The 3,901-nt window shown below is 40.9% G+C and carries 4 protein-coding genes and 1 pseudogene; 1 reads left to right on the forward strand and 4 read right to left on the reverse strand.

Annotated elements, in window-relative coordinates; all coding sequences use genetic code 11:
* The 3 genes from J5224_RS23815 to J5224_RS23825 form a co-directional block, all read right to left on the reverse strand.
* Positions 1-611: vWA domain-containing protein (locus J5224_RS23815; protein ID WP_264627706.1), on the reverse strand; the 611-nt coding region annotated here is incomplete at its 3' end.
* A gap of 612 nt (positions 612-1,223) precedes the next feature.
* A complete protein-coding gene (locus J5224_RS23820) occupies positions 1,224-1,508 on the reverse strand; it encodes a hypothetical protein (protein WP_264627707.1) in 285 nt (94 codons plus the stop codon).
* A gap of 237 nt (positions 1,509-1,745) precedes the next feature.
* Positions 1,746-2,042, reverse strand: a complete 297-nt coding sequence (locus J5224_RS23825; RefSeq protein WP_264627708.1) for a hypothetical protein — start codon at positions 2,040-2,042, stop codon at positions 1,746-1,748.
* 496 nt (positions 2,043-2,538) lie between these two features.
* Here J5224_RS23825 and J5224_RS23830 point away from each other — a divergent pair, with 496 nt between their 5' ends.
* On the forward strand, positions 2,539-3,597 hold the full coding sequence (locus J5224_RS23830) for a hypothetical protein (protein WP_264627709.1): 1,059 nt from the start codon (positions 2,539-2,541) through the stop codon (positions 3,595-3,597).
* An 87-nt stretch (positions 3,598-3,684) separates the two neighbouring features.
* On the opposite strand, the pseudogene J5224_RS23835 reads toward J5224_RS23830, so the two are convergent.
* A pseudogene (locus J5224_RS23835) lies at positions 3,685-3,901 on the reverse strand (hypothetical protein); the annotation flags it as partial.

A 3,901-nucleotide genomic window follows, 5' to 3' on the forward strand; every position in this document is an offset into this window, starting at 1 on the left:
GACTGTGAAACTGCACTTAGTGAACTGGACAGCCACTGGAATAACTCTTTGAACGCCAACCCTTTAAGTTTGAGAGGCTGACGAGTTGCGATTTGTTTAAGCACATTCATGTCAGCTTGTTCAACACCAACAGCGTAAAACATAAACTCTTTGCGCTCCTCACCTTCATGGACACGGCGTCTGGCCTCATCCCAGTTATCGGTAGGAGCTCCATCGGTAATCAAAAAAATCCAAGGCCGGTAATATTTCACACCATTTTCACGATATCTCTGTTTACGTTGCTGCAACATGCTTATTCCAGTCACAATGGCGTCCCCCATCGGGGTCGCATTATTTGCTTCAAGCATCTCAGGATAGAAGTTGTCAACAGTGGCGAAATCAGATTTCACTTCAACGGGGCCAAACGTAACAACAGCTAACTCAACTCGTTTTGCTGCCATTGGGTCATTCAAAAGTTCTGAACGAAGTGTCATAAGCCCATCGTTCAGTTGTGCAATAGGAGCTCCACTCATTGAATATGATGTATCAAGAAGAAGAATTACTGGGCACCTTTGTTCAGGATTCTCTGCAAACTCCACATCACTAAAAGGTTGTTGTTCAAAATTATCCATTTCTTTTCCTTGATGAGTGTTCGTATCAATCACTAGTGTTCTTATCAGCGAAGTCAGACACAATTGATTATTAATGTAGTTAGTCAAAATAGCTAAAACTCGATTGCCACATGTTGCGTTGCTGATGCAGTAAAAAAACTGTCATATCACATTTTAAAGACGATATTGGTTGCCATCTCACTTAGACTGGATCGTATGATTTCCGTCGGTATCACGGGGCTAGACCCAGTTTTACTTAATGAGTATACGTCCAGACATTACTATACTGGACCGCGCAGATATAAGGCATTCTCTTCTTAATACCACGAATTTTTTGAGATTTCTGCGTTTTTGATCTCTTTCTAATGTCGATGTCAGTTTATGAACCCGGCACAACATCTGCTCTTAACTGATTGTCAGCTATAATCATGCCTTTCTAAAGAGCACAGCTAAATTGAGTAATGCCTAGTGCCTTTTATCCCGCGTTGCCCCCCCACTGCGCCGCCAGCACCCGCTCCCGCAACCGCTACGCAGTCTCAGTGTTGCTCTTCCGCGCAGCTTACTTCGGGGCTGAGAGGCTGGTACGGCATACAGATGGTATTGACTCAACACAGTTAACAAGTTTGCTTTATCTCAGATACCACGCCTGAAGCTACATGCAGTCTTATCTGTGCAAATAACCGACGGTAAGTATTTATCTTCCCGTTCTTTTGTTGGGATAGCTGCACATTGTTTGCTGAGTGCTAACCGCCGTGTTGCCCGAACTGTCATAGATTTATCTTGGGGCATATAAAAGTTAACCTCAATATCTGATGGTTTCTGCCCCGGCCAGTAGCCAATGGTACCCTTGGCTCGTACCATCTCTTCCCCTTTATCGTCATAAACATAGTAACTTCCCACGCCACTGCGATCCTCCATGATACGAATGGCACCGCTGGGATAGTGATTTACAAGAGAATCACTCGTACGCAATATGCCATCCCAGCTGTACCAGGAGTGCCGGTGAACGTATCTACAACTTTGGTTGTACTACAGGCGGTTAACGCAAAAAAGGACATGAAAAGTAGTGGTTTAATAGACATTTTGCCAAAGCATCCTTTGCTTTATTTTAAGAGTTCACATCATATCATTGGCAATAGCATTTGATAATGATTCTTATTTAGTTACCATGCTATCTATCTCCTGTGTAATACGGCGGATGCGTAGGTGCGGCCTTAACACGTTCCCGCAGTTGCTGCGCAACCTGACTGCTTTGCTGCTTGGCTTGCCCACGAGTCGCTTCAGCATAGTTAGGGGAAGTACATTACCGCTTTGGTTATTTTGAAACCCGTCTTCGAGTTCAGAAACCAGCATCAACCCCAGCAACGCAGTACGGCGTATTGTTTCTGGATTTACGTCATTGTCGATGTTTGTTAGTAGATCAAGTAGCCCATGCAGGCTACTCAGTGCCATCTCAGCCCCTAAGTTCATCAGACACCTCCGCATCCAGAGCGAGACGGATTTCTCCAAACGAATCACTTGCAATACCGATCAGCGCGGATAGCTGCCGCGAGGTTTTCTTCTCAGTTGCCATCTTCAAAATAACATCGAATAGAGATGTTGACCGCTCCCCGCCGTAAACGGTGAAGAGCAGTCAAGAAACGACTTCAAGCTGCTTTGATCGTAACGCATTATACAAAAATATATTTTGGGATAGGTTCTAAATCTGTGTCACGGCCTAATCGATATCATTTAATGAAAGGAATATGATGATAATGTTACTATATAGAAACATATACTCTGAACATATATTCAATTATTAATAAATGTTTAATTTTAAGAAAATGATTTTTTACAACCTCGAATGTTAATAAGGGTAAATTATTATTGAACTGAGCTGACAGATTGTTATAAGGTAACTGAATCAAACATTTAATAAAATTTACTAATAACATGAAGGTGATTAGCTATGATCCCATCGGTATCCATAAAACCAGATACCTCAGTGCATGTTTCCCATGATGATTATCAGGTAAGTCTATTAACAGCCGATCGTGTGATAAAAGAATCTCAAATAAAACATGATGGACTATGCAGCTTTCGTTACAAAGGGCGCCGTTCTTGGTTTGAAAATGAAAATGTTGCATCACTTAATGGTAGGGTTAATTTTATAAATAAAGTTACATCTCGTATTATAGAATCAATGCCATTGCGCGATAAACCAATAACATTTATATCATTAGGTTCAGCTGGCCTGCTAACAGAATCGTTCATAAATGAACAACTTAAAAACGCAGGTTATAAAGATATAAGCTGGAGAATTATAGAAGTAGACTATCAAAGCAATGGTTATGAACAGTGTCGTAAAGAATTTAGAGAACATGTAAATGCCAATGTCAGAGCATTTACGACGGAACAAGCATATTTAAATAAATCCCACAATCATGGCATGTTGGCTGAAAATGATAAAAACCGCGGGGGCGTTGTTATCTTATCTATTGATCCTCCTACAGATTTAGAAAAAAAAAGCTATGACTCTGATTGTATGATTCTCAAAGGAAGGCCTGTTGAAGACGTTAAAAAAGCAAATGCGATCTATTTTATTTTTGCGCCAATTGTTCATAAAGAAATGTTCTGTCAAGTACCACAAGAATTATCTAAAGGGGATAAATTAGTTGGTCTTGACTGTGCGCTAAAATGTTCAATAAACAAACATGGAAAGCCTGAATTTAGCTATAGCCAATCTGAAAAAGGCAAATATATATATAATGGCGTTAAACGTTTACTGGATCTTCACTACGAAAAACCTGATCTGGCACAGAGGAAAATTGAGTTAAGTGATGTTGCCGAAGTTTTCGATAAATTCATCGAAATAATAAATATTGCAGGGATGACTGGCATCAGATTTTTTGTTTCTGACTATGACACAAGTAAATTAAATTTACACAATTACTTTACCAATTGTAATAATGAAACATTATTTGCATCTTTCGAAAATAATGACATATCTTTCGAAAGAAAAGAATAACACAGCTTATTCTAATAATGTTTTTTATCAGGAGCGCCGTAAAACCCCGCCCTCCAGGGCGGGGGAGGATGTCAATTAATTACCATGCTATCTATTTCCAGTGTAATACGGAGGATGCGTAGGTGCTGTCTTACCTCGCACCCTCAGTAAGTGCGCAACCTGGCTATTCTGCTCGTTAGATTGCCCACGAGTCGCTTCGGCATATTTAGCATCCAGATGCGCTTGCGACACATTATTCCCCGGCGCATAAGGCGCCGCGACCTGTTTCACAAATGGCACTTTACCCGGATCGCCCAGCGCCGAT

This window comes from Candidatus Symbiopectobacterium sp. NZEC135, assembly GCF_025962695.1.